Origin of the sequence: Rugamonas violacea, assembly GCF_016461825.1 — a bacterium.
GTDB lineage: Bacteria > Pseudomonadota > Gammaproteobacteria > Burkholderiales > Burkholderiaceae_D > Rugamonas.
Genome location: NZ_JAEMNU010000077.1, coordinates 1 through 26,475, shown reverse-complemented (window position 1 = coordinate 26,475; position 26,475 = coordinate 1). Strand labels below are relative to the sequence as shown.

General features: G+C 68.3%; 23 protein-coding genes. 21 read left to right on the top strand and 2 right to left on the bottom strand.

Going from position 1 to position 26,475, the window contains the following annotated elements; all coding sequences use genetic code 11:
• Positions 1 to 71: 71 nt before the first annotated feature.
• The 13 genes from rfbA (at position 72) to H7U20_RS14685 (ending at position 14,036) form a co-directional block, all read left to right on the top strand.
• A complete protein-coding gene (gene rfbA / locus H7U20_RS14745) occupies positions 72 to 995 on the top strand; it encodes a glucose-1-phosphate thymidylyltransferase RfbA (protein WP_199759905.1) in 924 nt (307 codons plus the stop codon).
• Positions 992 to 1,537 carry a dTDP-4-dehydrorhamnose 3,5-epimerase gene (rfbC, locus tag H7U20_RS14740; protein WP_199759904.1) on the top strand — a complete coding sequence of 182 codons (546 nt, stop codon included), beginning with the start codon at positions 992 to 994 and terminating at the stop codon, positions 1,535 to 1,537. The genes rfbA and rfbC overlap by 4 nt, the downstream gene beginning before the upstream one ends.
• Before the next feature lie 49 nt (positions 1,538 to 1,586).
• On the top strand, positions 1,587 to 2,747 hold the full coding sequence (locus tag H7U20_RS14735) for a sugar phosphate nucleotidyltransferase (protein ID WP_199759903.1): 1,161 nt from the start codon (positions 1,587 to 1,589) through the stop codon (positions 2,745 to 2,747).
• A complete protein-coding gene (locus H7U20_RS14730) occupies positions 2,744 to 4,159 on the top strand; it encodes a mannose-1-phosphate guanylyltransferase/mannose-6-phosphate isomerase (RefSeq protein ID WP_199759902.1) in 1,416 nt (471 codons plus the stop codon). The genes H7U20_RS14735 and H7U20_RS14730 overlap by 4 nt, the downstream gene beginning before the upstream one ends.
• Before the next feature lie 93 nt (positions 4,160 to 4,252).
• Positions 4,253 to 5,293, top strand: coding sequence for a TIGR03790 family protein (locus tag H7U20_RS14725; protein ID WP_233410767.1), 1,041 nt, complete (start codon positions 4,253 to 4,255; stop codon positions 5,291 to 5,293).
• A 126-nt stretch (positions 5,294 to 5,419) separates the two neighbouring features.
• On the top strand, positions 5,420 to 5,974 hold the full coding sequence (locus tag H7U20_RS14720) for an FxDxF family PEP-CTERM protein (protein WP_199759901.1): 555 nt from the start codon (positions 5,420 to 5,422) through the stop codon (positions 5,972 to 5,974).
• A 65-nt stretch (positions 5,975 to 6,039) separates the two neighbouring features.
• Positions 6,040 to 6,618 carry an FxDxF family PEP-CTERM protein gene (locus tag H7U20_RS14715; RefSeq protein ID WP_199759900.1) on the top strand — a complete coding sequence of 193 codons (579 nt, stop codon included), beginning with the start codon at positions 6,040 to 6,042 and terminating at the stop codon, positions 6,616 to 6,618.
• Between the two features lie 383 nt (positions 6,619 to 7,001).
• Positions 7,002 to 7,550 carry an FxDxF family PEP-CTERM protein gene (locus H7U20_RS14710; protein ID WP_199759899.1) on the top strand — a complete coding sequence of 183 codons (549 nt, stop codon included), beginning with the start codon at positions 7,002 to 7,004 and terminating at the stop codon, positions 7,548 to 7,550.
• Between the two features lie 213 nt (positions 7,551 to 7,763).
• Positions 7,764 to 10,772, top strand: a complete 3,009-nt coding sequence (locus tag H7U20_RS14705; RefSeq protein ID WP_199759898.1) for an ExeM/NucH family extracellular endonuclease — start codon at positions 7,764 to 7,766, stop codon at positions 10,770 to 10,772.
• Positions 10,773 to 10,781: 9 nt separating this feature from the next.
• Positions 10,782 to 11,408 carry an NF038129 family PEP-CTERM protein gene (locus H7U20_RS14700; protein ID WP_199759907.1) on the top strand — a complete coding sequence of 209 codons (627 nt, stop codon included), beginning with the start codon at positions 10,782 to 10,784 and terminating at the stop codon, positions 11,406 to 11,408.
• Between the two features lie 331 nt (positions 11,409 to 11,739).
• Entirely contained in the window at positions 11,740 to 12,396 is a 657-nt protein-coding gene (locus H7U20_RS14695; RefSeq protein WP_199759897.1) for an NF038129 family PEP-CTERM protein, read from the top strand.
• A gap of 114 nt (positions 12,397 to 12,510) precedes the next feature.
• The gene (locus tag H7U20_RS14690) at positions 12,511 to 13,239 is read left to right on the top strand and encodes a winged helix-turn-helix domain-containing protein (protein WP_199759896.1); all 729 of its coding nucleotides are present in this window, start codon (positions 12,511 to 12,513) and stop codon (positions 13,237 to 13,239) included.
• A 2-nt stretch (positions 13,240 to 13,241) separates the two neighbouring features.
• Entirely contained in the window at positions 13,242 to 14,036 is a 795-nt protein-coding gene (locus H7U20_RS14685) for a LuxR C-terminal-related transcriptional regulator (RefSeq protein WP_199759895.1), read from the top strand.
• 222 nt (positions 14,037 to 14,258) lie between these two features.
• Here the strand turns inward: H7U20_RS14685 and H7U20_RS14680 are convergent, their stop codons facing one another.
• A complete protein-coding gene (locus H7U20_RS14680) occupies positions 14,259 to 17,396 on the bottom strand; it encodes a S8 family peptidase (RefSeq protein WP_199759894.1) in 3,138 nt (1,045 codons plus the stop codon).
• Between the two features lie 59 nt (positions 17,397 to 17,455).
• Positions 17,456 to 18,178, bottom strand: a complete 723-nt coding sequence (locus H7U20_RS14675) for an NF038120 family PEP-CTERM protein (RefSeq protein WP_199759893.1) — start codon at positions 18,176 to 18,178, stop codon at positions 17,456 to 17,458.
• A 425-nt stretch (positions 18,179 to 18,603) separates the two neighbouring features.
• On the opposite strand from H7U20_RS14675, the gene gspG reads away from it, so the two are divergent.
• The 8 genes from gspG to H7U20_RS14635 form a co-directional block, all read left to right on the top strand.
• Positions 18,604 to 19,050 (top strand): type II secretion system major pseudopilin GspG, encoded by a 447-nt coding sequence (gene gspG / locus H7U20_RS14670; protein WP_199759892.1) that lies wholly within the window; start codon positions 18,604 to 18,606, stop codon positions 19,048 to 19,050.
• 39 nt (positions 19,051 to 19,089) lie between these two features.
• Positions 19,090 to 20,274: a type II secretion system F family protein gene (locus H7U20_RS14665; protein ID WP_199759891.1), complete on the top strand. Its 1,185-nt coding sequence runs from the start codon at positions 19,090 to 19,092 to the stop codon at positions 20,272 to 20,274.
• The gene (locus tag H7U20_RS14660; RefSeq protein ID WP_233410766.1) at positions 20,271 to 22,034 is read left to right on the top strand and encodes a GspE/PulE family protein; all 1,764 of its coding nucleotides are present in this window, start codon (positions 20,271 to 20,273) and stop codon (positions 22,032 to 22,034) included. Before H7U20_RS14665 ends, H7U20_RS14660 begins: the two co-directional genes overlap by 4 nt.
• Complete coding sequence (locus H7U20_RS14655) at positions 22,027 to 22,875, top strand: hypothetical protein (RefSeq protein WP_199759890.1); 849 nt, start codon at positions 22,027 to 22,029, stop codon at positions 22,873 to 22,875. Before H7U20_RS14660 ends, H7U20_RS14655 begins: the two co-directional genes overlap by 8 nt.
• Complete coding sequence (locus H7U20_RS14650) at positions 22,872 to 23,417, top strand: PilN domain-containing protein (protein WP_199759889.1); 546 nt, start codon at positions 22,872 to 22,874, stop codon at positions 23,415 to 23,417. The genes H7U20_RS14655 and H7U20_RS14650 overlap by 4 nt, the downstream gene beginning before the upstream one ends.
• Positions 23,414 to 23,983 carry a hypothetical protein gene (locus H7U20_RS14645; protein ID WP_199759888.1) on the top strand — a complete coding sequence of 190 codons (570 nt, stop codon included), beginning with the start codon at positions 23,414 to 23,416 and terminating at the stop codon, positions 23,981 to 23,983. Before H7U20_RS14650 ends, H7U20_RS14645 begins: the two co-directional genes overlap by 4 nt.
• Positions 23,980 to 24,588 carry a hypothetical protein gene (locus H7U20_RS14640; protein WP_199759887.1) on the top strand — a complete coding sequence of 203 codons (609 nt, stop codon included), beginning with the start codon at positions 23,980 to 23,982 and terminating at the stop codon, positions 24,586 to 24,588. Before H7U20_RS14645 ends, H7U20_RS14640 begins: the two co-directional genes overlap by 4 nt.
• Positions 24,588 to 26,475 (top strand): secretin N-terminal domain-containing protein (locus H7U20_RS14635; protein ID WP_199759886.1); only part of this gene is annotated, 1,888 nt, incomplete at its 3' end. The genes H7U20_RS14640 and H7U20_RS14635, both read left to right, overlap by 1 nt.

The window sequence follows — 26,475 nt, the reverse complement described above, 5'->3', positions numbered from 1 at the left end:
GTCGCCGACGTGCAGTCGGGCGGCTACGCCAACTGGGTCGCCGCCAACTATTTCAACCGGGAGGGCGCGCAATGACGCAGGCCAGCACCAGCACCAGCAACAACGTCAACACCCGCAAGGGCATCATTCTGGCCGGCGGCTCGGGCACCCGGCTGTATCCGGTGACGATGAGCGTGTCGAAGCAGTTGCTGCCGATCTACGACAAGCCGATGATCTACCACCCGCTGACCACGCTGATGCTGGCCGGCATGCGCGAGATCCTGATCATCTCGACGCCGCAGGACACGCCGCGCTTTAAGGATTTGCTGGGCGACGGCAGCCAGTGGGGCATCCAGCTCAGCTACGCGGTGCAGCCTTCGCCGGACGGCTTGGCGCAGGCCTTCATCATCGGCAAGGAATTCGTCGGCGATTCGCCGTCGGCGCTCATCCTGGGCGACAACATCTACTACGGCAACGACCTCGACGCGCTGTTGCGCAGCGCCGCCGAGCGCAGCCACGGCGCCACCGTCTTCGCCTACCACGTGCAGGACCCGGAACGCTACGGCGTGGTCGACTTCAACGCCGAGCGCCAGGCCGTCAGCATCGAGGAGAAGCCGCTCAAGCCGAAGTCCAACTACGCCGTCACCGGCCTGTACTTCTACGACCAGCAAGTGTGCGACATCGCCGCCGGCATCGCGCCTTCGGCCCGGGGCGAACTGGAGATCACCGACGTCAACCGGGTCTACCTGGAGCGCCAGCAATTGAACGTCGAGCTGATGGGACGCGGCATGGCTTGGCTCGACACCGGCACCCACGACTCGCTGCTCGACGCCTCGCAGTTCATCGCCACCATCGAGAAGCGCCAGGGCCTGAAAGTGGCCTGCCCGGAGGAGATCGCCTATCGCAAGGGCTACATCGACGCCGCCCAACTGCGCAAGCTGGCCGAGCCCTTGAAGAAGAACAACTACGGCCAATATCTGCTGCAAATTCTTGAAGACAAGGTCATGCCACGATGAATAAGATCGCCACCCCGCTCGAAGGCTTGTTCCTGCTCGAACCGCGCGTGTTCGGCGACGATCGCGGCTTTTTCTACGAGAGCTTCAACGCCCGCACTTTCGCCGAACTGACCGGCGTGACGGCCGCCTTCGTGCAGGACAACCATTCGCGCTCGGCCAAGAACGTGTTGCGCGGCCTGCATTACCAGATCCAGCAATCGCAGGGCAAGCTGGTGCGGGTCACCAGCGGCGCGGTGTTCGACGTCGCCGTCGACCTGCGCAAGAGCTCGGCCACCTTCGGCCAGTGGTATGGCGTCGAGTTGTCGGCCGAGAACAAGCGCCAGCTGTGGATTCCGCCCGGCTTCGCCCACGGCTTCGTGGTCACCAGCGAGCACGCCGAGTTCCTGTATAAAACCACCGATTACTGGGCGCCCGAGTTCGAGCGCGCCATCCTGTGGAACGACCCGGCGATCGGCATCGAGTGGCCGCTGGACGCCGCGCCGTTGCTGTCGGGCAAGGACCAGGCCGCCGCGCTGCTGGCCGACGCCGAGGTGTTCGCATAGGCCGTGCCGGCCCGAGCGCAGTGATGGATTTGATTTCGGAGCAATACGTATGAAAGCGATGATTTTGGCGGCAGGCAAGGGCACGCGGGTGCGGCCCTTGACGTATGACTTGCCCAAACCGATGATTCCGATCCTCGGCAAGCCGGTGATGGCCTATTTGATCGAGCATCTGGCCAAGTACGGGGTGAACGAGATCATGGTCAACGTGAGCTACCTGCACGAGAAGATCGAGGACTATTTCGGCGAGGGCCACCAGTACGATGTGCAGATCGGTTACTCCTTCGAGGGCTACACCAACGACCAGGGCGAGGTGGTGCCGCAGCCGCTAGGCTCGGCCGGCGGCATGAAGAAGATCCAGCAGTTCGGCGGCTTCTTCGACGAAACCACGATCGTGCTGTGCGGCGACGCGCTGATCGACCTGGACATCAAGTCGGCCCTGTTCGAGCACAAGCGCAAGGGCGCGCTGGCCTCGGTGGTGACGCGCGAGGTGCCGTGGGACAAGGTGTCGAGCTACGGCGTGGTGGTGACGGAAAAGGACGGCCGCATCAAGTCCTTCCAGGAAAAGCCCAGCCAGGCCGAGGCGCTGTCGAACTTCGTCAGCACCGGCATCTATATTTTCGAGCCGGCCATCCTCGACCTGATCCCGCCGGGCCAGCCCTTCGACATCGGCGCCGACCTGTTCCCCTTGCTGGCGGCCAAGGGCCTGCCGTTCTACGCGCAAACGCGGGCCTTCAACTGGATCGACATCGGCAGCGTCACCGACTACTGGGAGGTGTGCCAGAGCGTGCTGCTGGGCGAGGTGGCGCACATGGACGTGCCCGGCATCCAGATCAACGACGGCCTGTGGGTCGGCCTGAACACCAGCATCGACTGGAACGGCACCCAGATCGAAGGTCCGGTCTACATCGGCTCGGGTTGCCGCGTCGAGGCCGGCGCGCGCATCGTCGGACCGACCTGGATCGGCCACGGCAGCCATATCTGCCAAGGCGCCAGCGTGGTGCGCAGCGTGCTGTTCGAGTACACCCGTGTGTTACCGAATGTTTCCTTGGAGGAGATGATCGTCTTCAAGGACTATAGTGTCGACCGATCCGGCGAGATGCGCCATGTCTCGGAGTATGAGCTGGACGCCTGGGCCAACGCGCGCGACCGGCGCAGCAAGCGTCGCGGCGATGAAGCCAACGATACAATCGAGAAGAGAAATTTAGCATGAAAATTTACCCAGTCATCCTTTCCGGCGGCGCCGGAACCCGCCTCTGGCCGCTGTCGCGCGCGGTGCTGCCGAAGCAGTTGCTGCCGCTGGTCGGCGAGCAGACCATGTTGCAGGACACCGCGCTGCGGCTGGCCGGCCGGCCCCAACTGATGGCGCCGCTGATCGTCTGCGGCAACGAGCACCGCTTCCTGGTGGCCGAGCAGATGCGCGAGATCAAGCTGCTGCCGCTCGGCATCCTGCTCGAACCGGTCGGCCGCAACACGGCGCCGGCGGTGGCCGCCGCCGCCCACTACCTGCGCGCCATCGACCCCGAGGCGGTGATGCTGGTGCTGCCGGCCGACCATGTGATCGAGGACGTCGAGGCCTTCTACCAGGCCATCGAGCGCGCCGCCGTGCTGGTCGCCGACGGCGCCCTGGCCACCTTCGGCATCGTGCCGACCGCGCCGGAGACGGGTTACGGCTATATCCAGAGCGGCAAGGCGGCCGCCGCCGCGCAGTGCTACGCGGTCGACCGTTTCGTCGAAAAACCGGACCGCAGCAGCGCCGAGGGCTTCGTCGCCGCCGGCAACTACTTCTGGAACAGCGGCATGTTCCTGCTGCGCGCCGACAGCTATCTGCGCGAGCTCGAGCAGTTCCAGCCGGCCATCGCCGGCGCCTGCGAGGCGGCGGTGCGGCTGGGTTACCGCGACCTCGACTTCTGCCGCCTCGACGAGGCCAGCTTCACCGCCTGCCCGTCCGACTCGATCGACTACGCGGTGATGGAACACACCCGCCACGCCATCGTGGTGCCGGCCGACATAGGCTGGAGCGACGTCGGCTCCTGGTCGGCGCTGTGGGAGGTGCAGCCGCACGACGCCGACGGCAACGTGGCGCGCGGCGACGTCTACCTGGACGGCGTGTCGGGCTCGCTGGTGCGCGCCGAGAGCCGCATCGTCGCGGTGGTCGGGGTGAGCGACCTGGTGGTGGTCGAGACGGCCGACGCGGTGCTGGTGGCGCACAAGGATCAGGTGCAGCGCGTCAAGCAGATCGTCGACCACCTGAAGAAGCAGGAGCGCACCGAGCACTTGCACCACACCAAGGTCTACCGGCCGTGGGGTTGCTACGAGGGCATCGACATCGGCGAGCGCTTCCAGGTCAAGCGGATCACCGTCAACCCGGGCGGCAAGCTGTCGCTGCAGATGCACCACCACCGCGCCGAGCACTGGATCGTGGTCAGCGGCACGGCCCGCGTCACCTGCGGCGACAAGGTCAGCCTGCTGACCGAGAACGAGTCGACCTATATCCCGATCGGCATGAACCACCGGCTGGAGAATCCGGGCAAGTTGCCGCTGCACCTGATCGAGGTGCAGTCGGGCAGCTACCTGGGCGAGGACGACATCGTGCGCTTCGAAGACGTGTATTCGCGCGCCTGATTTTCACTTGCTGAGCGGCAACGCAATGGCGTTATAATCGACAGCGGAAGCCCAGGCTTCCGCTTTTTTTTCACCCAGACCAGAGCGTGCCACTTGTCCATCCTTCAGAACCTCATCCGTGGCCTGTGCTGCGCCGCCGCGCTGGCGGCCGGCGCCGCGTCGGCCCAGTTCAAGCCGCCCGCCGGCGTCGGCCTGCAGCCGGCGCAACTGGCCGTGGTGGTCAACGACGACGAGCCGAACAGCGTGGAGATCGGCGAATATTACCGCCAGGCGCGCAACATCCCGGCCAGGAACCTGGTCCACGTGCGCATTCCGGGCAAGCCGCACAAGCTCGACGCCGAGCAGTTCCGCCTGCTCAAGGAGCAGATCGACGGCCAGCTCGGCGCCGACATCCAGGCCGTGCTGATGGTCTGGACGGCGCCCTACGCGGTCGAGTGCAACTCGATCACGGCCGCCTACACGATGGGCTTCGACGCCGCGCTGTGCCAGAAACCCTGCGGTCCGAGCAAGCCCAGCGCCTATTTCAACAGCGCCGCCGCGCGTCCGCAGAGCGAGTTCGGCATGCGCCTGTCGATGTTGCTGCCGACCGAGTCGGTCGAACAGGCCAAGGCGCTGATCGGCCGTGGCCAGGTCAGCGGCTTCAGCGTGCCGGCCGCCAGCGCCTACTACCTGGTCACCAGCGAGCAGGCGCGCAACAGCCGGGCGCCGTTCTTCCCGCGCGCCATGGTGCTGCCGCAGAAGCGGCTGACCATCAAGAACCTGCACGCCGACAGCATCGAGGATGTCAAGGACGTCATGGTCTACCAGACCGGCATGGCGCGCGTGGCCAAGCTCGACACCCTGCAATTCCTGCCGGGCGCGCTGGCCGACCATCTGACCTCGTTCGGCGGCGACCTGCTGGGCGACATGCAGATGAGCAGCCTGCGCTGGCTGGAGGCGGGCGCCACGGCCAGCTACGGCGCCGTGTCCGAGCCTTGCAACCATTGGCAGAAATTCCCCAATTCCACCGTGCTGCTCAAGCACTACCTGTCCGGCGCCAGCGCCATCGAGGCCTATTGGCGCAGCGTGGCCTGGCCGGCGCAGGGCGTGTTCATCGGCGAGCCGCTGGCGGCGCCGTATCGCGCGGCGCGCTGATAGTTCCCTGTGGCAATTATTTCATACAAAAAAAATAACACAGCCGATTGCAATATGCTATTATCGCATCCGATTGATTGAAGAAAACAATGTGGCCGAGGCCGCATACAACCTGGTAGGATAAGCATGAAAAAAAGTTTCAGCACGGTTTTGATGGCCCTGGCGTTCGCCGGCTCCGCCTGCGTCGCGCAATCCGCCCACGCGGCGGTCGACATTAGCAAGGCGGCAGCTGCCGTCACGCTGCCAAACGGCGGCAGTGCTTCGTTCGGCGACAAGTTCAAGAACAACCAAGCGACCAATTTCTTTGGCGAAAAATTCACCTTCACCACGACCGGTCTGACCGACGTCGACATGATCGTGACTTCGACCAGCACCAAGGCCGAAAACGGCCTGAACCTGACCGGTTTCGCGCTGTTCGACGGTCGCAACCACCAAGTGTCGGGCGGCCAACAGCTGTTGACCGGTATCGAGGACAAGTGGACCCTGTCGGCCAAGCATCTGGCCGCCGGCAGCTACTACTTCCTGGTGAGCGGTAACGTCGTGTCGAACACCGGCGGCGCCTTCGGCGCCAACGGCAGCGTGCTGAGCGCCGTGCCGGAAGCGGACACCTACGCCATGCTGCTGGCCGGCCTCGGCCTGCTGGGCCTGGTAGCCCGCCGTCGCGGCGGCAAAGCGGCCTGATCGCTTCGTCCCTCCCTACACACCCACGGCCGCCCCGGCGGCCGGTTTCTCTTTTCGGTGACACCATGCATAAAACTATCAAATCCCTGCTGATCGCGCTGGCCTTGGCCAGCACCAGCCTGGCAGCCCAGGCGAACGTTGACCTGAGCGCCAACGTCGTTGACGTGACCGCCGACCTGTACGACTACTCGTCGAGCCCGATCAACCACACCTTCACGCTGGCCAACGCCGCGCAGGCTGGTCTGAACAACAATTTCTTCAGCGACAAGTACACCTTCACCTTGGGCGAGTCGAACGACGTCTCCGGCCTGTTGACCTCGTTGATCACCGCCAGCAACACCGGCCTGGCGATCACCAGTTTCGACCTGATCGGCAGCAACGGTTTCGTCCTGGCAGGTAGCCAGAAGTCCAGCAACAACGCGCTGGAACAGTCCTGGGGCTTCAACTCCGGCCTGCGTCCACTGGTCGCCGGCAGCTACACGCTGCAGGTCAACGGTTATGTGGTCGCCGCCGACGGTGGCAGCTACAGCGGCAACATCGGCGTCTCGCCGGTGCCTGAAGCCGACACCTACGCCATGCTGCTCGCCGGCCTCGGCCTGGTAGGCGTGGTTGCGCGTCGCCGCAAAGTGGCCGTCGCCGCCTAAGCGTCGCCCGCCGCACATCGAACGGAGGCTTTTGCCTCCGTTTTTTTTCGTCCGTCGCGTTCGCGGCGGCACCCGCCGGGGCCGCTGTGCGCGCCGCCGCGCCGGCTTCCGGCCCCTCAGTTTTTCCCCGTCTTGATGTAGGAACGATCCTACGTCACTTTCATATCGGAATTATCCGCCGGCGCCGCCGCCGCGCTCTCCTATGAGGCGCGGTGACTGGACAGTTTCCGGCCCCTAAATTGCTGTTTTGAATTGTTTTCTTAATGAAATACTACGATGCTCGAGTGCTAATGTGTGCATTTTTGCCATGCTAAGATAATTCGGCAGTATTTGATTAACCCGGGATCGCTTAGACGGACCCAACAATTTTTTACGGGGGTAATATGAAGAAAATCACATCCGCCTTGGCTGTAGTCACCTTGGCCGGCGCCGCGCTCGCGTCCGGCTTCGCGCAGGCCGCCGTCATCAGCCAGCCGCCGCAAACCATCACGCTCACCAGCGGCGCCAATTACTTCGGCCACGCCGTCACGCTGGGCAACGAGGGCAACACCTTTGCCGACCGCTACAACTTCACCACCAGCGTCTTCAGCGATTTCGGTTCGGTGGTGTCGGCGTTCAGCCCCGGCCTGGTCGATGGCATCCAGATCACCGGACTGTCCTTGTTCAACTCGGCCGGCATGTCGCTGGGCGGCGTCCAGGTGCTCGACGGCGAGATCGACTTGTGGAAGCTGTCCACCGCCCACCTGGCGGCCGACAGCTATTACTTGCTGGTCAGCGGCAAGGTGCTGGCGGCGACGCCAACCGGCTACAGCGGTTCGCTGACGGTCAGCGCGATCCCCGAGGCGGACAGCTACGCCATGCTGCTGGCCGGCCTGGGCATGGTGGGCTACCTGGCGCGGCGCCGCCGCAGTGGCGCCGCCACACCGGTCTAAGCGGTAGGGTGGGTTTGACGGCGGCCGCGGCCGCCGTTTTGCGTTGCGGCGCCGGCCGCCGTCCTTAGTCCGTTCGGACTAACTGGCTGTCATGAAGTGGTCATTCGCGCTGTGTAATATGCAAATTGCAAGTTCGAATACATTTCATCAACAAAGCGGGCCTTGTCGCCCGCCGCGCTGCGCGCCAGCCCCCTTAGCCGATCAGGACGTCATATGAAAAACAGTACCCCCTCCCGCGCCGCCCAGGCCGCAGCCACGCCCGGTCGCCTGACCGTCATGGCGGCCCTGTTGGCCGGCCTGTGCGCCCCGGCGCTGGCCTCCGATGTGGTCATCAGCCAGGTTTATGGCGGTGGCGGCAACAACGGCGCCACCTACAAGAACGACTTCATCGAGCTGTTCAATCGTGGCGGCGTGGCCGTCAACGTCAACGGCTGGAGCGTGCAATACGCCAGCGCCGGCGGAGCCAGTTGGCAGAAGACCGCCTTGCCGAACCTGACCTTGCAGCCAGGTCAATATCTGTTGGTGCAACAGGCCGCCGGCACCGGCGGCAGCGTCGCCTTGCCGACGCCGGACGCCAGCGCCTCGATCGCCATGAGCGGCACCACCGGCAAGGTGCTGCTGGCCAGCGTCAACACCGTCTTCACGGTGAGCAATCCGAGCGGCCCGACGGTCAAGGACCTGGTCGGCTTCGGCGGCGCCAACGGTTTCGAGGGCGCGCCGACGCCGCTGCTGAGCAACGCCACGGCGGCCCTGCGCAACGCCGACGGCTGCGCCGACAGCGACAACAACCTGGCCGATTTCACCGTGCTGGCGCCGACCCCGCGCAACAGCGCGTCGCCGCTGCACGCCTGCGGCGCGCCGGCGACGCCACCGATCGTCGCCAGCTGCCCGGCGACGCTGCAACTGGCCGCCGGCAACGGCGGTTCGGCCGCGCTCAGCGCCAGCGACGCCGACGGCATCGTCAACAGCGCCAGCATCAGCGCCGGCGCCGTGCCGGGCATCGGCCTGGTCAACTTCAGCGCCGCCACGGCGGCCGGCGGCAGCGCCAGCGCCAGCCTGCAGGTGGGCGCCAACGTGGCGGTCGGCAGCTATCCGCTGACCATCCTGTTCGGCAACAACCAGGCGCAGAGCGCCAGTTGCGACGTCGCCGTGACGGTGCAGGCGGCCGCCGGCCTGAGCCACACGATTCCGCAGATCCAGGGCAGCGGCGCCAGCAGCCCCTACGCCGGCACCACGCAGACCACCGAGGGCGTGGTCACGCTGAAGGTCGGCGGCGGCTTCTTCATCCAGGACGCCAACGGCGACGGCGACCCGACCACGTCGGACGGCATCTTCGTGTACACCGGCGCGGCCAACTTCGCCGCCAAGGTCGGCGACAAGGTGCGCGTCAGCGGCACGGTGTTCGAGTACACGCCGACCGGCGCGAGCCGTTCCTACACCGAGTTGAAGGACATCAGCTCGGTGCTGGTGCAGAGCAGCGGCCACCAGATCACGCCGAGCAACGTCGAGCTGCCGCACGCCGACCTGGGCCAGCTCGAAGGCATGCTGGTGCGTTTCGTGCGTCCGCTGACCATCACGCAGACCGCCTTCCTCGGCGCCCGTGGCGAACTGAGCCTGTCGTCCGGCCGCCTCGAGGTGCCGACCAACCGCTACCGTCCCGGCACGCCGGAGATGCTGGCGCTGGCCGCCGCCAACGAGCGCAACCTGATCGTCCTCGACGACGGCCTCTTCGTCACGCCGACCACCATCCCCTACATCGGCGCCGACCACACGGTGCGCGCCGGCGACCTGGTGAGCAACCTGACCGGGGTGGTCGACTTCGGCGCCATCGGCGGCGGCGGCGCGGCCTTCAAGCTGCAGCCGAGCGAGGCGCCGCAGATCAGCCGCGACAACCCGCGCAGCGCCCATCCCGAGATCGCCGCCGGCAACGTCAAGGTGGCCAGCGCCAATGTGCTGAACTTCTTCACCACCTTCACCAACGGCGTCGACGTCACCGGCGCCAGCGGCCAGGGTTGCGCCTTGGGCAGCAGCGTCAGCAAGTCGAACTGCCGCGGCGCCGACAACATGGTCGAGTTCGTCCGCCAGCGCGACAAGATCGTCAACGAGCTGAAGGGCATCGACGCCGACGTCTACGGTCTGATGGAGATCCAGAACAAGGGCGACTACACGGTGGGCTATCTGGTCGACGCGCTCAACGCGGCGATCGGCGGCCTGCCGACCTACGCCGTGGTGCCCAAGCCGGCCAACACCGGCACCGACGCGATCCGCGTGGCGATGATCTACAAGCCGGCCAAGCTGAGCCTGGTGGGCGGCGCGCTGTCCGACGGCGACGCCGTCAACAACCGGCCGCCGATGGCGCAAACCTTCCGCGCCGGCAACGGCGAGAAGTTCTCCATCGTCGTCAACCACCTGAAGTCGAAGGGCGGCTGCCCGGGCGGCAGCGGCGCCGACGCCGACCAGAAGGACGGCCAGGCCTGCTGGAACCCGACCCGCGTGCTGCAGGCCCAGCGCCTGGTCGGCAGCTTCGTGCCGCAGGTGGTGGCCGCCGCCGGCGACCCGGACGTGCTGCTGATCGGCGATTTCAACGCTCACGGCTTCGAGGACCCGATCGACGCCATCACCCGTAGCGGTTTCGTCAACCAGCTGGAGCGCCACGTGCGGCCGAAGACCTTGCCTTACTCGTATGTGTTCGACAGCGAGAGCGGCTACCTCGACCACGCCCTGGCCAGCGCCGCGCTGGACCGCCAGGTGGTCGATGCCACCGAGTGGCACATCAACGCCGACGAGCCGACCGTGATCGACTACAACACCGACGGCAAGCCGCAGGATCTGTACAACGCGCTGCCTTACCGCGCCTCGGACCACGATCCGGTGGTGGTCAGCCTGAACCTGCAGCCGAGCTATAGCGACGTCAGCGCCTCGTTGCGCACCAGCGCCACGGCCCTGGTGTACAACCGCGCCAGCGGCAAGTTCGGCGGCACCTTGAGCATCAGCAACAGCGGTTCGAGCGCGCTGAGCGGCCCGTTCCAGGTGCAATTCGACGGCCTGGCCGCCGGCGTCACCTTGGCCAACGCCAGCGGCAGCCACAACGGCGCGGCGTATATCAGCATCGACGCGGCCACGCTGGCGCCCGGCGCCACCTTGACCGTGCCGTTGAGCTTTAGCCGCAGCGGCAACGTCAACATCGGTTACACCACCACCATTTTCAGCGGTAAATTCTAAGGAATCATGATGTTCGCACACACCACCTCCCTGACCCTGCGCCGCAGCCTGCTGGCGCTGGCCCTGTCCGCCCTGGCCGGCGCCGCTGCGGCCGACGTGTTGCACGTCGAGCTGGACACCAGCGGCTTCGGCCCGCTGAGCTGGATCGACCTGCAGTTCAATCCGGCCAACAGCACCGGCGCCGTGCTGGCCGAGCTGAGCCTGTCGCACCTGAGCGGCTTCGATACCAGCCTGGTGCCGGAGCTGAACGGCGACGTCGCCGGCTCGGCGGCAGGCGGCTTCCACTTTGCCAACACCACGACGTGGAACGACGTGTTCCACGCCGTGCGCGGCAAGGTCAGTTTCGACGTCACCTTCAGCGGCTTGTCCGATCCCAAGTCGATGCAGTCGGCCCTGAGCGTGTCGCTGTACGGCGCCGACCGGACCACCCAGCTGGGCAATGTGGACGCCTACGGCAGCCTGTTGCGGCTGGATTGGACCGCCTCGCCGGTGGTCGGCGGCCAGGGCGCCGTCAGCATCGGCTACCAGGACCTGGCCCACGTCGGCGTCAGCGCCGTGCCGGAACCATCGAGCTGGCTGATGCTGGGCGCCGGCCTGGCCGCGCTGGGCGTTCTGGGCGTGCGCCGCCGCAGCTAGGCGGCGCCGGAGCAGGCGCCGCGGCGGCCGGCCGGGGTGCCGAACGCCTGCCGGCCTGAATGAATCGTTGGATGGGAACACATTGGCGCCGGCCGGCGCCGATGTGTTTTTTTTTGTGCTTGAACGGCGGGCAATGTCCGCGGCGTGATGAAATAGGTATGACACTTGTCTTATTTGTCATATTATTCTGGTGGTCCTCGTTGTTTGGAAGCGCAGGCGCTGGTCGCCAGCGGCTCAGGTTCCCCCCGGCGCTGACCGCTAACAACCGAGTCCAGCCCTCCCATAGTCTTCGCTTTGATCACGGGGCCGGTCTCTCTACCAGGAGTTCAACATGACCGTATCCAGCTTTTTCCGTGCCCTGCGCCGCAGCGTGCTCGCCCTGGCCTTGGCCAGCGCCGCCGCCGCCGCCGCCGCCGCCACGGCCCACATCGAACTCGACACCCGCCACATGGGCGGCGTCGGCTGGTTGCGCCTCGAATTCAATCCGGCCGACGCCACGGCTGCGCTGGCCTTCGCCTCGGTCAACAACATGTTCTCCTTCATCGATCCGGAAAGCGCCGAGTACGAGGGGCAGGTTGGCGGCTCGGCGCCGGCCGGCCTGGTGTTCGCCAATGGGGCCGAGCGCAACAGCATCTTCCACCAGGTGCAGTTCGGTGGCGTGGTCAGTTTCGATCTGGATATCAGCGGTGATCCGGCGGCGGCGCAAATCCCGACGGTTTTCGCGCTGGCCTTGTTCGGCGCCGACCGGGTCAGCAAAGTGGGCCACCAAGACCCGGCCAGCGGCAGCCTGCTGCGTCTGACGTGGCGTCCGGACAACAGCGGCGGCATGGGGGGGAGCATGGCGGAGCGTAATTTCGACCCCGAGCTGGTCCAGGTCAGCGCGGTGCCGGAGCCGTCCGCCTGGCTGATGCTGGCTGGCGGCCTGGGCCTGTTGGGTCTGTCGGGCGCGCGGCGACACGGCGGCGTGGCTTTTCTTGCGGCGGCCTGAGGCGGATCGATTTATATCGTTTAGCTATGAATGGGCTAGGTAAATCATATTAGTCATACAAATAACGTTGATGCATAGTTAAAATTGCCCTCTAACGTTATATGGACGGATTTGATGCCAGCCTCCACCGCCAGCGCGCAGGTCCTCGTCGTCGAACCCGATGCGGCCGCGCAGGAATTGATCGCCCTGAACCTGGGCATGGCGGGCCACCGCGTCACCCGCGCCGCCAGCGCCGAGAGCGCGCTGTTGTTGATCGACGACGCCTTGCCGGACATGTTGTTGCTGGACTGGACGCTGCCGGGCCAGTCCGGCGTCGCCCTGATCCGCCGCCTGCGCGCCCACGCCCGCACCTGCGAGCTGCCGATCATCATGCTAACGGCGCGCGCCGGCGAGCAGGACAAGATCCTGGCGCTCGAGGGCGGCGCCGACGACTACATCACCAAACCCTTCAGTCCGCGCGAAATGCTGGCCCGGGTGCACGCCCTGCTGCGCCGGCGCGCGCCGCCGGCCGCCGCCGCCGTGCGGATGGCCGGCTTGCTGCTCGATCCGGCCACGCTGCGCGTCACCGCCGGCGCGCGCCAGCTGGCGCTGGGGCGGCTTGAGTTCAAGTTGCTCGATTTCCTGATGCACCATCCGGAGCGGGTCTACAGCCGCGCCCAGCTGCTCGACCAGGTGTGGGGCTGCGACGCCGCGCTCGACGAGCGCACCGTCGACACCCACGTCGGCCGGCTGCGCAGCGCGCTGCAGCCCAGCGGCCACCAAGAGCACATCGAAACCGTGCGCGGCAGCGGCTACCGCTTCGTCACGTGGGGCGGCGCCGGCGCCGGCGCGCTGCGCTGCTGAACATGGAACAACTGATCATTTTGAGCAAGTTGGAGCAGGAGTACCTGCTGCACGCGCTGGAGGCGGCCGTGCGGATCGACGAGCCGGGCCAGTTCTTCCTGTGGAGCCAGGGCCAGTTGCAGGCCTTGCTGCCGCACCAGATGCTGGTCTGCCTGCAGTTCGACGCCGAGCAGCAACTGCAGTACCACAGCTGCCTGCACAGCCGGGTGTTCGACGCCGCGCTGCGCGGCCGCCTGGCCGGCGCCGAGGACGGCCTGGCCGTGCGGCTGGCGCGCCACTGCCGCCAGGGCGCCGGCCGGGGCATGCTGCCGGCCATGCTGGACACGGCGCGGCCGGCGTCCGACGCGGCGTTGGCGGCCTTGCAGGCCGAGGCGCGCCGGCTCGGTTTCGACAACGTGCTGCTGCACGGCACCGAGCCACTGGCCGGCGGCGCCAGCTTCTTCGCCCTGTTCGGCCTGCCACACCGGCTGCGCGGGCGCGACGCCTATTTCCTCGAACTGCTGTTGCCGACCCTGCATTTGAGCTTGCAGCGGGTCGCCCGCCGCGCCGCCAGCGCGCCGGCCGAGGCCGGCCTGCGCCCGCTCAGCGCGCGCGAGGCGCAGATTTTGCATTGGCTGCGGGAGGGCAAGAGCAACGACGAGATCGGCCAGATCCTCGGCATCAGCGGTTTGACGGTGAAAAACCATCTGCAGCGGCTGTACCGCGTGCTGGGCGTCAGCAACCGCGCCCATGCGGTGGCGCGCTGCATGGCGCTGCGCCTGCTGGCGCCGCCGCCGAGCATCGCGCGCGCCGCCTGAGCCGGACGGCGGACGGCGGACGGCGGACGACGAAAAGGCTGCGCGCCCCGGGGGACGCGCAGCCTTTTTTGCAAGGTGCCGAGGTGCCGGGGATGCCGGCCAACCCCAGCGGCGAAGAGCCGGGGTCGGACCCGTCGGGTCCGACCCCAGTTTGCGCCCTTGGGTGAACGCCAGTTTGCGCCCTTGGGTTAACGTCAGTTCGCGCCCTTGGCTTTTGCCGGCTTACTTGCCTTGGTCGGCAGACACCGGACGGGCGACCGCCGGTGGTAGGGGCAGGGCGTTGTTGGTCTCCACCAGCAGCACCGTGGCGCCGACCACGGCGTTGGCCGGATCGAGGTACTGCACGCCGCCGTAGTAGCGCTGGCCGCTGGCCAGACCGCTCCAGCTGAGGTTGACCGAGGCGGTGCCGCCGGAATAGACCTTGCCCGGACCCATCGCCTTCAGGTTGCCGCCCTGGTCGGCGCGGGTGACGATCGCCGACGACAGCGTGAAGTCGGTCGAGGCGCCGTTGTCGGCGGCGTAGCCGATCACGCACAGCTTGTAGTTGCCGGCCGGCGGGTTGGCCCACACGATGGCCTCGTTGGAACCGCCGTGCAGGCTGCTGGCGACAATCGCACCGGCCTCCGACAGCAGTGCCATGTCGAGGTCGTCGCCGCCGTTGCTGCCGGTGTCGCGGTCGAAGGTCTCGAAGGCGGCAACCACGGTCTGGGCCGGCACGCTGAACGGCTGGACGTGGACACCGCTGCCGGCGGCGTTGCAGGCGCCGGCGATCTGCTCGAGCGTGTCGACCGAGCCGGCGGTGGCCTGGGCGACGTTGAGCAGGGCGCTGCGGTTGACCGCCTTCAGGCCGCCGGCGGCCAGGCCGAGGCGGCCGGCGAAGCCGCTGGTGACGCTGAGCGTGCGGCTGCCGCTGGCGCGGTCGCTGGTCGCCAGGCCCGGTGCGCTGAGCGGCTTGCCGCTGCGCGCGACGACCGGGCTGTTGACGACGTGGCTGCCGTCGGTCCAGCTCAGCTTGCCGTACTGCCAGACATTGTCCGGCGCGCCGTTGCGGCTCAGCGACACCGTGAAGCTCTTGGTCTGGCCGGCCGCCAGGGCCAGGCTGCTCGGCGTCACCACGGCGTTGTAGCCGGGCACGTTGATGCTGGCGTTGTAGGTGGCGGCGCCGCTGCCGACGTTGGTGACGGCGCGGTTGACCACCACGGTGCCGAGCACGTTGCCGACGGTGATCGAAGCCAGGTTCAGGTTGTAGCCGGGAATGCTGCCGCTGCCGCATTCGCCCGCCATGCCGGCGCCGCACATGTATTTCTTGAAGTCGAGCTGGCCGGCGTCGTACACCAGGCCGGGATCGGCCGCGCCGTTCGGGTTGATGTGGCCGGCGCCTTGGCCCCAAGGCAAGACGCCCTGTTGCACGCCGACCAGGCCGTCCGGGAAGGTCATCGTGCCCGAGGTCATCAGCGCCGACTTGATGGCGGCCGGCGACCAGCCCGGATGCTGCTGGCGCAGCAGGGCGGCGACGCCGGCCACGTGCGGGCTGGCCATCGAGGTGCCCTGGTACAGGCCCCAGTTCGGCGGCGGCACCAGCGTGCCGTTGATGACGTCGGCCTTTTGCGCCGGCGTCAGCTTGGGCGACAGGCCGGCCAGGATGTCGACGCCGGGGGCGGCGACGTCCGGTTTCAGCACGTTCGGATCGAACAGGTTCGGTCCGCGCGAGGAGAAGCCGGCCACCACCGGCGCCGGCGCGGCGCTGATGCCGATGCTGAACACGCCCAGCGCGGCGCTGGCGTTGGGCGCCGTGGCGTAGGCTTTGACGGCGGCGCCGTCGGCGGCGCTGAGGTGGATGGTGGGCACCGAGTGGACCTCGGCGACCAGGCCGCCGCCGTTGTCGACCAGCACCATGCCGACGCCGCCGGCCTGCAGCACGGCCAGGCTCTTGTCGACGCGGTCGTTGACGCCGCGCACGCAGGTGACCACCTTGCCGGCCACCTTGGCCGGGTCGAGCGCGGGCGGGCCGCCGTTCCAGGCGGCGCTGTAGCACAGGCGCAGCGCGTCGGCGCTGGCGCCGGCCAGGCCGGCGTCCTCGGAGCGGACGATGGGGCTGGCCGGCAGCGCCGTGGTGTTGAGCGAGGCGCCGCTGTAGTTGGCGCCGCTGCCCAGCGTCAGGGTGGCCTTCATCAGCCGGTTGTGGGTCGAGGCGGCCACCGTGGTCAACCAGGGGCTCAGGTGCGACACGGTGTTGGCCGGGCCGTCGTTGCCGGCCGAGGCGGCGACGAACAGGCCGGCGTTGGCGGCGTGCAGGAAGGCCTGCTCGACCGCGTCGTTGATGGTGTCGCTGCCGCCGATCGAGTAGTTGAGCACATGGGCGCCGTCGAGCACGGCGCGTTCGATCGCCGCCACGCTGTCGCCGCCCCAGCAGCTGTTCTTGGCGCCGGTGGCCTTGGTGGCGTCGTCGAACGACCAGCACACCTTGTACATCGCCACGCGGGCGCGCGGCGCCATGCCCGAGGCCTTGCCCATCGGAATGCCGTGGACCAGGGTGGCGACGCCGTTGTTGCCGCCGGCGGTGGTCGAGGTGTGGGTGCCGTGGCCGCCCTCGCCGACGCCGTCGCCCAGCGAATCGCGCGGCGAACGGAAGTCGGACCAGTGGCGGCCGCGGCCGGTGCTGAGGAAGGCGGCGTCGAAGAAGCGCGCGCCGATCAGCTTGTTGTTGCAGTTGGCCGGGCCGAAGCCCTCGCCGCTTTCGCAGGCGCCGTGCCAGTTGAGCGGCGCGGCGTAGGCCAGCGCGCCCGAGTTGTCGAAGGTCGGCGCGCCGGCGCCGTCGACGCGGTCGGCGTAGGCCGGGTTCTCCGGCCAGACGCCGCCGTCGATGATGCCGATGACGATGTTCTCGCCGGCGTGCTCCTTGCCGCCGAGCTGGCTCCACAGGCCGCCCGGCTGGTCCAGGCCGAGGAAGGTCGGGGTGTAACTGGTCTGCAGCGCGCGCGGCGTGTCGGCGACCACGCTGGCGACGGCGCTGTTGGCCTTGAGTTGCTGCGCCTCGGCGTCGGTGAGCAGGGCGGCGAAGCCGTTCAGCACCACCTTGAAGTCGTACAGGATGGGCGCGGCGGCCACCACGGCCTTGATGGAGGCCTGCTTCTGGCCCAGGTAGTCGCTGTACAGCTGGACGTCGTCGGTGGCCAGGTTGAGGCGCTTGCCGGCGCCGGGCTGGGTCGCCTTCAGGCCTTGGATGCCGCCGGTGTAGGAGGCGACCGGCTGGTCGGCCAGCTGGATGATGTAGGGGCGGCGGGTTTCCTCGGCGTGGGCGGACAGCGCCATGCCGGACAACAATAGCAGCACCGCTGCGTGGACGGGACGGAGTTTCATGGATGGTTTCCTTGGGGCGGGGAGGTCGGTGGTGGCGCGGCTCGGGCGGTTCGGGCGGCTCAGGCGGCGCGGCGGCGGCGGACGGCGGCCAGGCCGAGCAGGCCGGCGCCCAGCATCAGCCAGCTCGACGGTTCCGGCACGGCGGACAGGTTCAGGTTGTCGATGGCGAACTGGCCCTTGTTGCTCTGGAAGGCGTTGCAATTGCCGCCGGCGTTGCAGGTGAAGGCGAACAGGTCGATCGAGCTGAACTGTTTGGCGCCGAAGACGGCGCTGGTGCTGTAGTGGCCGAAGGCGAAGCCGTTGGCGCCGGGACCGGCCAGTTGGTAGTCCTCGTAGATGTAACTGCCGTCGGCGAAGTTGCCCTGGACGCGCAGCAGGCCGGCGACGGCCGGGTAGACGCCGCCCACCGTCGCGCCGATGAAGCTGGCGTCGAACGATTGCAGGCGGAAGGTTTGCAGCGGCGCGCTGCGCGAGATCTCCAGCACGCCGTCGTTGAGGCCGGCGTAGTAGTGGCTGGCGCTGGCCGGGCACATCAGGCCGACGCAGCTGCCCGGGTCGGTGCCGTCGTTGATGGTGCCGACCAGGTCGCCGTCGAGGGCGTCGGCGGCGGCGGAGTAGCCGGCCAGGTCGAAGCCGGCCTGCTGGAAGAATTCGTTGTGGCCGACGCCGCCGACACCCAGGTTCTCGAAGTCGATGACGGCGGCGTGCGCGGCAGGCAGCGCCGCCAGACTGGCCGCGCCCAACAGGCTGAGGCGGAGCAGTTGCTGCAAAGTGCGATTCATAGGTCTACCTTTTTGATTGTGACATCCCGATGTTGTCGATACGGCCTCCTCGCGGCGGCTTGCCCTTTCAACCAGATTGTTGTCCTGGTTGTCAATAAGTGTAGCAATGTGCACAATTAAATGGCGAAAAATTTAACGTTTATTGTTTGATTCGACTGTGGCTTTTCCAAAGCAAATTTTGTCCCCGCTGTGAGGCGGCGCCCGGCGGGGCGAATCCGCCTGTGCGGTAAATGCCACATTGTTGAAAAATATCAAACATCGTGGGTCACTTGCGGTAAGCTACCGGGGCACGGATCGGCGGCCCGGCGCGAAAGAAAATGTTGTCGTAACCGTAAACCGCGTGGTAGCCTCTCCCCCACGCGCACGCCGCCCGGCGGTGTGCTTTCCCTATGGCGCAGCGCCAGGTATATCAAGGAGTCGGCAGGATGCAAGTGGCACAGAAACACCGTAGCAAGGGGCCGCGCGCCGCCGCCGGCTTCACCCTGCTCGAATTGCTGGTGGTGATCGTCATCATCGGTTTGCTGGCCGCCTATGTCGGGCCGAAGTACTTCGCCCAGCTGGGCAAGTCCGAGGTGACCATCGCCAAGGCGCAGATCGAGGCTTTCGAGAAGTCGCTCGACACCTTCCGCCTCGACGTCGGCCGCTATCCGACCACCGAGGAGGGGCTCGGCGCGCTGCTGCTGGCGCCGTCCACCGTCGACGCGAAAAAATGGAACGGCCCCTACCTGAAGAAGGGCGTGCCGCGCGACCCTTGGGGCAACGACTACCAGTACACCGGCGCCGACGCCAAGAGCGACTTCCAGATCCTCTCGCTGGGGCGCGACGGCAAGGGCGGCGGCATCGGCGAGAACGCCGACATCAGCTCGCACTAAGCCCGCGCGTTCACTTGCCATCCCAGCGAAAGTAGCACGATGCAGTTCGATGTCCGCACCCTGTCGGCCGAGATGGTCATTTCCCATATGCTGGTCGACGGCCGCGACGAGGCCGACGCGCGCCGCCAGGTCGAGGCGCGCGGCCTGGTGGTCAGCGCCATCCATCCGGTGCGCGCCGGCCTGCGCGCCGGCAAGGGCAGGGGGCTCTCGCTGGTGCTGTTCAGCCAGGAGCTGTTGGCCCTGCTGACGGCCGGCCTGGGCATCGTCGAGGCGCTCGAGGCGCTGCTGGAGAAGGAGGCGGCGCCGGCCACCCGCGGCGTGCTCGAACGTTTGCTCGGCGGCCTGCGCGAGGGCCTGCGCTTTTCCAGCGTGCTGGCCGAGCAGCCCGAATTGTTCCCGCCGCTGTACATCGGCATCGTCAAGGCGGCCGAGGGCACCTCCGACCTGCCGCGCGCGCTGGCGCGCTTCATCGACTACCAGCAACGCATCGACCTGGTGCGCGGCAAGCTGGTCAGCGCCGCCATCTATCCCTGCATCCTGTTGCTGGTCGGCGGCGGTGTCAGCCTGTTCCTGATCGGCTATGTGGTGCCGCGCTTCGCCGAGGTCTACCAGGGCGCCGGCCGCAAGCTGCCCTGGTTGTCGCAGATGATGCTCGACTGGGGCCAGTTCGCCGGCCAGCACGGCGTGCTGCTGCTGGCCGCCATCGTCGGCGGCCTGGCCGCCCTGGTGCTGCTGCTGCGCCGCCTGATGGCCAGCGGCGGGCTGGCGCGCCTGATCGGCCGCCTGCCCGGCATCGGCGAGCGGGTGCGCATCTACGAGCTGTCGCGCCTGTACCTGACGCTGGGCATGCTCAGCGAGGGCGGCATCACCATTTTGCACGCCCTCGACACGGTGCAGGGCATGGTCTCGGCCGGCATCCGCGCCGGCCTGCAGTCGGCCCGCGCCAGCATCGAGGCCGGCCTGCCGCTGTCGACCGCCTTCGAGGGCAGCGGCCTGACCACGCCGATCTCGCTGCGCATGCTGCGGGTCGGCGAGCGCACCGGCGACATGGGGCCGATGCTGACCCAGTCGGCCGCCTTCTACGACGGCGAGATCACGCGCTGGATCGAGCGTTTCACGCGCACCTTCGAACCGCTGCTGATGGCCGCCATCGGCCTGGTGGTGGGCGCCATCGTGGTGTTGTTGTACATGCCGATCTTCGATCTGGCCGGAGACATGTCATGAGCGCGCTGCCGCTGCCAAGCACCGCCACCACCGCCACCGCCGCCGCCACCGCCGCCGGCGCGATCAACCAGCACGCCGCCGCGCCGGCCATCGACGCGGCGCTGCTGGCGCGCGCCCGCGCGCTCAGCCGCGCCTCCAAGCGCAGCCTGGTCGAGGAGCTGCAAGACCTGAGCGGCATGGAGCCGCGCCTGCTGGTGCATGCGCTGGCCTTGCCCTTCGGCCTGGCGGTGCTGGAGACGGTCGACATGCTGGCCTACACGCCGGCCTTCGAGCTGCTGCCGCTGTCGCAGGCGATGGCGCGCGGCTGCGTGCTGCTGCGCGGCCACGACGGCATGCTGGTCGGCGTGCTGGCCGACCCCTTCGACCTCGACCAGCAAACCTGGCTGGGCGCCATGGCGCGCGCCACGGCGGCGGCGCCGCTGGCGCTGCGGCTGGCGCTGCGCGCCGACATCCAGGCCTATCTGTCCAAGCAGGAGGAGTCGGCGCGCGCCACCGACACGCTGCTGCCCGGCGCCAGCGACGGCCGGCGCGACGGCAAGACCGCCGCCGTGCTGTCCTTCGCCTCGGTGTCCGAGGCGGCCAGTCCGGCGGTCCGGCTGGTCAACTCGACCCTGTACGACGCCCTCAAGGCGGGCGCCTCCGACATCCACCTGGAGAGCACCGCCGGCGGCCTGGCCGTCAAGTACCGCGTCGACGGCGTGCTCGATCACGCCACCGCCGTCAACGGCATCGAGGTGGCCGAGCAGATCATCTCGCGCCTGAAGGTGCTGGCCGAGCTCGACATCGCCGAGCGCCGCGTGCCGCAGGACGGCAGCTTCCGCGTCGAGGCGGGCGGCCGCGAGATCGACCTGCGCGTCTCCATCATGCCCAGCATCCACGGCGAGGACGCCGTCATCCGCGTGCTCGACAAGCGCGCCATGATCGAGTCCTACGGCGCGCTGACGCTGGAGGCGCTGGGCTTCGACGCGCCTTCGCTGGCCAGCCTGCGCGTGCTGGCGCAGGAGGCCTACGGCATGCTGCTGGTGACCGGGCCGACCGGCTCGGGCAAGACCACCACCTTGTACGCGGCGCTGACCGAGATCCACAACGGCCGCGAGAAGATCATCACCATCGAGGACCCGGTCGAGTACCAGCTGCCCGGCATCCTGCAGATCCCGGTCAACGAGAAGAAGGGCCTGACCTTCGCCAAGGGCCTGCGTTCGATCCTGCGGCACGACCCGGACAAGATCATGGTCGGCGAGATCCGCGACCGCGAGACGGCGGAAATCGCCGTGCAGTCGGCGCTGACCGGCCACTTGGTGCTGACCACGGTGCACGCCAACAACGTGTTCGACGTGTTCGGCCGCTTCACCCACATGGGCATCGACCCCTACGCCTTCGTCTCGGCGCTCAACGGCATCTGGGCGCAGCGCCTGGTGCGCATCAACTGCCCGCACTGCGCCGCGCGCTACACGCCCGACGAGCAGGAGCTGGCCAGTGTCGGTTTGGCGCGCGCCGATGTCTACGACTACCAGTTCATGCAGGGCAAGGGCTGCGGCGACTGCCGCGGCACCGGCTACAAGGGGCGCCGCTCGATCGCCGAGATCCTCACGCTGAACGACGAGATCCGCGAATTGATCGTCGATAAACGGCCGATCCGCCAGATCAAGGCCGCCGCCTACGCCAACGGCACGCGCAGCCTGCGCCTGGCCGCGCTGGAACTGGTCAAGCGCGGCGGCACCACGCTAACCGAAATCAAACGAGTGACCCTGCATGCCTAGAGTATTTGGACAAGCCCTGCGCATCGGCGTGGCGCAGCACGCGGTGAGCCTGCTGCGCGTCAGTCGTTGGGGCGCCGCCGCGCCGCAACTGCTGGCCGAGCAGGCCTGCGCGCCGGCCGGCCCGGGCGAGGGCGCCGAGGGCGCGCCGTTCGCCGCCATCGGCCAGGCGCTGCGCGACATGCTGGCGCAGCCGGCGCTGGCCGGCCAGTTGGCCGGCCGCGCCGTCACCTTCGTGTTGGACGAGCAGCTGGTGCGGCTGTGGCAGGTCGCGCCGCCGGCCGGCGCCAGCCGCCTGGCCGACCTCGAAGCGGCCGCCGCGCTGCGCTTCCAGGCCCTGTACGGCGAGGCGCCCGGCGCCTGGCGCATCCTCGCCGACTGCGACGCGGCGGCGCCGTTCTTCGCCGCCGCCGTGCCGCGCGCCTTGCTGGCGCTGCTGGAACAGGTCGCCGCCGCGCACCGCCTGGCGGTGGTCGGCGTCGAGCCGCACTTCATCGCCGCCTGGAACCGCTGGCGCCGCGCGCTCAAGCCGGGCGCCTGGTTCGGCCTGGTCCACGACAATCTGCTGATCCTCGCCGCGCTGCAGGAGCGCCGCCTGCGCGCGGTGCGCACCTTGCTGGTGCCGCACCACGCCGACGCCTACTGGCTGCGGCAGATGCTGGCGCGCGAGGCGCTGCTGCTCGAACTCGACGCGCCGCAGCAGCTGCAGCTGTGCGGCGCGGCGGCGCCGTCCTGGCTGGCGCCGGCCGCCGCCGAGCGGATCGGCTGCGCCGCGCTGGAGCCGGCCTTGGGGCCGGAGTGGTCGGTCGCCGCCCGGCTGGCACGCAGCGGGAGCCGCGCATGAGGGCCATCCGCATCGACTTCGCCGCGCCCGGCTGGCGGCGCGCCCTGTATCGCCTGCGGCCGGCCTGGCTGGCCGCCGGCGCGCTCGGCCTGGCCCTGTGCGCCGGCGCCGCGCTGAGCGGCTGGCAGCTGGTCGAACAGCGCCGCGCCTACCAGCACCAGCTGCGCCACCAGCAGGAGCGCCAGGCGGCGTTGTCGCAACCGCGTCCGGTGGCGCCGCGCAGCGTGATCGCGCCGGCCCAGGCGGCCTTCGTCAACGGCGCCGTGCTGCAATTGAACCTGCCCTGGCGCGAGCTGCAGGACGCCGTCGCCGCCGCCACGCCGGCCAACGTGGCGCTGCTGGCGCTGGAACCCGATCCGCGCAAGCAGGTGCTCAAGCTGGGCGCCGAAACCAAGAATAGCGACGACATGATTGCCTACATCGAACAGCTCAAGCAGCAGGAACTGTTTTCCGGCGTGGTCTTGATCCACCACGAGATCAACGAGCAGGACCCCAACCGGCCGCTGCGCTTCCAACTCGAAGCGCAGTGGGTGGCGCGATGACGGCGCCGCCCTTGCCGGCGCTGTTGTTGCGCGCCCGCCTGGCGTTGACGCGCTTGGGGCCGTTCGCCTGCGCCGCGTTGGCGCTGTGCCTGCTCGGCCTCGGCGCCTGGGCCTGGCTGCTGCCGCAGCGCGCCGCCCAGGCCGCGCTGCTGGCGCAACCGTTGCCGCCGCCGGCGCCGGCGCCGCCGACGCTGGTCGCCGCCGCGCCGACGGCGAACCAGAACCTGGCCGCCTTCTACGACACGCTGGGCGAGCGCCGCTACAGCGAACAACAGGTCAAGATCCTGTTCGGCCTGGCCGCCAAGAGCGGGCTGACGCTCAGCCAAGGCGAGTACAAGAGCGGCTACGACAAGGCCAGCCGCGTCGCCACCTACCAGGTGACGTTGCCGGTCAAGGGCAGTTACGCGGCGATCTGGCAGTTCTGCATCGAGGCCTTGCGCAGCGTGCCCTTCGCCGCCCTCGACGAGTTGAGCTTCCGCCGCGACAGCATCGCCGAGCCGGTGGTGGAGGCGCGCCTGCGCCTGACGCTGTACCTGAAGGACGTCGAACCGATGGTGCTGCCATGAAGCCGTATCAAATCCTGATGGGCGTGGCGCTGCTCGGCGCCGGCGGCCTGCTGCTGTGGGGCGATCCGTCGCCGAGCGGCGAGCTGGCCGAGCCGGCGCCGCGCCATGCCGCCCCGCCCGCCGCCGCCGCCGCCGGCAAGAACGATAACGACAGCGCCGGCGCCAGCGCCGATGCCGCCGCGCCGGCCGGCACGCGCAACGCGCGCGGCGGCGTGGCGCTTGCCGATGCGCCGGCCACCAGCATCCTGGCCCTGCTGCCGCGCAATCGGCTGCTGGGCGAGGCGGGCGAGGGCTTTGGCGCCGGCGCCGCCGTGTTCCAGGGGCAGAACTGGAATCCGCCGCCGCCGCCGCCGCCCAAGGCCGAGCCGGCGCCGCCGCCACCGCCGCCGACCGCGCCGCCGCTGCCCTACACCATTCTCGGCAAGGCCGTATCGGCCGGCGCCTGGGAGGTCTTCCTGGCGCGCGGCGACAAGACTTATGTGGCACGGCTCAACGAGGTGATCGACGGCACCTACCGTGTCGACCGCATCGCGCCGCCGCTGCTGATGCTCACCTACCTGCCCTTGAACCAGACTCAACAGGTCAACATTGGAGTATCCGACTGATGCCTAGTCATCCAGCAGTACCACGCCTCGCGCGTCCGTCCAGCGCGTTGGCGCGCCGCCTGCCGCTGGCGCGCCGCGCCGTTTGCCTGGCGCTGACGCTGGCGCTGACCGGCTGCGCCGCGCAACTGGCCTACCGCGACGGCCGCGACCTGATCGCCCGCGACCAGGTCGAAGCCGGCCTGCTCAAGTTGCAGGAGGCCGTCGTCGGCGAGCCGGGCAACGCCCAGTACAAGACCGCCTACCTGCTGGCGCGCGACCGCGCCTGCACGCGCTACCTGGAGCAGGCCGAACGCCAACTGGCCGAGGGCCAGGTCGAGTTGGCGCAGCAGGGTTTCCTGCGCGTGCTGGCGTTCGACCCGGCCAACGAGCGGGCCCGCATCGGCCTGCGCGGCATCGACATGACGGCGCGCCACGACAAGCTGCTGGCCGCCGCCGCCGGCCACCTGGAGAAGAACGAGTTCGAGGCGGCCAAGGGCCGGCTCAACCTGATCCTCACCGAGCGTCCCGGCCACGAGGCGGCGCGGCAGATGCTGCGCGAGGCGGTCGAGCGCGGCGCGCCGCCGCTGGCCGAAAGCGGCCTGGCCAAGGCCTACAAGCAGCCGATCACCATCGAGTTCCGTGACGCCCCGCTGCGCCAGGTGTTCGAGATCATCTCGCGCCGCTCCGGCCTGAATTTCGTCTTCGACAAGGATGTCAAGACCGACCAGAAGGCGTCGATTTTCCTGAAGAACAGCACGGTCGAGTCGGCCATCTACATGCTGCTGGTGAGCAACCAGCTGGAGCAGCAGGTGATGGATGGCAACACCATCCTGATCTACCCGAACGTCGCCGCCAAGCTGAAGGAATACCAGGAGATGACGGTCAAGACCTTCTTCCTGGCCAACGCCGAGGCCAAGCTGGTGGCCAACACGCTCAAGACCATCCTCAAGTCGCGCGACGTGGTGGTCGACGAGAAGCTCAACCTGCTGATCGTGCGCGACAGCCCGGAGGCGATCCGCCTGGCCGAGCGTTTGATCACCCTGCAGGACATGCCCGAGGCCGAGGTGATGCTGGAGGTCGAGATCCTCGAGGTCAAGCGTGGCCGCCTGATGGACCTGGGCGTGGTGTGGCCGCAGAACGTCAGCCTGACGCCGCTGTCGACCTCGGGCGGGGTGGGCCTGACCATCCGCGACCTGAACAACCTGAACCAGCGCACCATCGGCATCACCGGCGTGGCCGCCAGCATCAACGCCAACAAGACCGACACCGACACCAACCTGCTGGCCAATCCGCGCATCCGCGTGCGCAACAAGGAGAAGGCCAAGATCGTCATCGGCGACAAGGTGCCGGTGATCACCACCACCATCTCGCCCGGCGCCGGCGGCTTCGCCACCGAGTCGGTCAGTTACGTCGACGTCGGCCTGACGCTCAACGCCGAGCCGACCATCTACCTCAACAACGAGGTGGCGATCCGCGTCCAGCTGGAGGTGAGCAACCTGGTCAACCAGATCCAGACCAAGTCCGGCACCACCGCCTACCAGATCGGCACGCGCCAGGCCACCACCATGCTGCAGTTGAAGGACGGCGAGAACCAGGTGTTGGCCGGCCTGATCAATAACGAGGAGCGCAGCACCGGCAACAAGCTGCCCGGCATCGGCGAGCTGCCGCTGCTCGGCCGCCTGTTTGGCAGCACCCGCGACGACAAGCAGAAGACCGAGATCGTGCTGTCGATCACGCCGCACCTGATCCGCAACGTGCAGCGGCCGGAGGCGCAGATGTCGGAGTTCTCCGCCGGCACCGAGAGCAACTTCCGCCGCCGTCCCGACCTGAGCGTGCGCGCGCCGGCCCAGCTGCCGCCGCCGCCGGGCGCGCGGCCGTTGGCGCGGCCGTTGGCGCCGCCGTCGCTGC

What these genes read in the sequence shown, in the direction of transcription:
- H7U20_RS14645 (WP_199759888.1), top strand. Translation starts at nt 23,414, where the DNA reads ATGACGGCGCCGCCCTTGCCGGCGCTGTTGTTGCGCGCCCGCCTGGCG.
- H7U20_RS14700 (WP_199759907.1), top strand. Translation starts at nt 10,782, where the DNA reads ATGTTCGCACACACCACCTCCCTGACCCTGCGCCGCAGCCTGCTGGCG.
- H7U20_RS14640 (WP_199759887.1), top strand. Translation starts at nt 23,980, where the DNA reads ATGAAGCCGTATCAAATCCTGATGGGCGTGGCGCTGCTCGGCGCCGGC.
- H7U20_RS14735 (WP_199759903.1), top strand. Translation starts at nt 1,587, where the DNA reads ATGAAAGCGATGATTTTGGCGGCAGGCAAGGGCACGCGGGTGCGGCCC.
- H7U20_RS14675 (WP_199759893.1), bottom strand. Translation starts at nt 18,178, where the DNA reads ATGAATCGCACTTTGCAGCAACTGCTCCGCCTCAGCCTGTTGGGCGCG.
- H7U20_RS14695 (WP_199759897.1), top strand. Translation starts at nt 11,740, where the DNA reads ATGACCGTATCCAGCTTTTTCCGTGCCCTGCGCCGCAGCGTGCTCGCC.
- H7U20_RS14690 (WP_199759896.1), top strand. Translation starts at nt 12,511, where the DNA reads ATGCCAGCCTCCACCGCCAGCGCGCAGGTCCTCGTCGTCGAACCCGAT.
- H7U20_RS14705 (WP_199759898.1), top strand. Translation starts at nt 7,764, where the DNA reads ATGAAAAACAGTACCCCCTCCCGCGCCGCCCAGGCCGCAGCCACGCCC.
- H7U20_RS14720 (WP_199759901.1), top strand. Translation starts at nt 5,420, where the DNA reads ATGAAAAAAAGTTTCAGCACGGTTTTGATGGCCCTGGCGTTCGCCGGC.
- H7U20_RS14680 (WP_199759894.1), bottom strand. Translation starts at nt 17,396, where the DNA reads ATGAAACTCCGTCCCGTCCACGCAGCGGTGCTGCTATTGTTGTCCGGC.
- H7U20_RS14650 (WP_199759889.1), top strand. Translation starts at nt 22,872, where the DNA reads ATGAGGGCCATCCGCATCGACTTCGCCGCGCCCGGCTGGCGGCGCGCC.
- H7U20_RS14660 (WP_233410766.1), top strand. Translation starts at nt 20,271, where the DNA reads ATGAGCGCGCTGCCGCTGCCAAGCACCGCCACCACCGCCACCGCCGCC.
- rfbA (WP_199759905.1), top strand. Translation starts at nt 72, where the DNA reads ATGACGCAGGCCAGCACCAGCACCAGCAACAACGTCAACACCCGCAAG.
- H7U20_RS14710 (WP_199759899.1), top strand. Translation starts at nt 7,002, where the DNA reads ATGAAGAAAATCACATCCGCCTTGGCTGTAGTCACCTTGGCCGGCGCC.
- rfbC (WP_199759904.1), top strand. Translation starts at nt 992, where the DNA reads ATGAATAAGATCGCCACCCCGCTCGAAGGCTTGTTCCTGCTCGAACCG.
- H7U20_RS14655 (WP_199759890.1), top strand. Translation starts at nt 22,027, where the DNA reads ATGCCTAGAGTATTTGGACAAGCCCTGCGCATCGGCGTGGCGCAGCAC.
- H7U20_RS14730 (WP_199759902.1), top strand. Translation starts at nt 2,744, where the DNA reads ATGAAAATTTACCCAGTCATCCTTTCCGGCGGCGCCGGAACCCGCCTC.
- H7U20_RS14715 (WP_199759900.1), top strand. Translation starts at nt 6,040, where the DNA reads ATGCATAAAACTATCAAATCCCTGCTGATCGCGCTGGCCTTGGCCAGC.
- H7U20_RS14685 (WP_199759895.1), top strand. Translation starts at nt 13,242, where the DNA reads ATGGAACAACTGATCATTTTGAGCAAGTTGGAGCAGGAGTACCTGCTG.
- H7U20_RS14665 (WP_199759891.1), top strand. Translation starts at nt 19,090, where the DNA reads ATGCAGTTCGATGTCCGCACCCTGTCGGCCGAGATGGTCATTTCCCAT.
- gspG (WP_199759892.1), top strand. Translation starts at nt 18,604, where the DNA reads ATGCAAGTGGCACAGAAACACCGTAGCAAGGGGCCGCGCGCCGCCGCC.